At 55.5% G+C, this 510-nt stretch carries 1 rRNA gene; it reads right to left on the reverse strand.

Annotated features, from left to right (window positions below):
* Positions 1–372, reverse strand: a 16S ribosomal RNA gene (locus AC3WLT_RS37305); the annotation flags it as partial.
* Between the last annotated feature and the right edge of the window lie 138 nt (positions 373–510).

Raw genomic sequence — 510 nt, forward strand, 5'->3', positions numbered from 1 at the left:
CCCATTGTCCAAAATTCCCCACTGCTGCCTCCCGTAGGAGTCTGGGCCGTGTCTCAGTCCCAGTGTGGCTGGTCGTCCTCTCAGACCAGCTACAGATCGTCGCCTTGGTAGGCCTTTACCCCACCAACTAGCTAATCTGCCATCGGCCGCCCCTGTAGCGGGAGGTCCGAAGATCCCCCCCTTTCCTCCGTAGAGCGTATGCGGTATTAATCCGGCTTTCGCCGGGCTATCCCCCACTACAGGACACGTTCCGATGTATTACTCACCCGTTCGCCACTCGCCACCAGGATTGCTCCCGTGCTGCCGTTCGACTTGCATGTGTAAGGCATGCCGCCAGCGTTCAATCTGAGCCAGGATCAAACTCTTCAGTTCAAACCTGTTACTGTTTTTCGGTCTCTTTCGAGACCGGTCGCTCACTCAACGTACTGACGATGATTACGCCTGTCTCTCAACAGGCAAACCTTCCTCTAATACTGTGTGAGACTTGATACTTTCGCTTGTCCCGGCAGA

This window comes from Paraburkholderia sp. FW306-2-2C-D06C, from assembly GCF_058781505.1.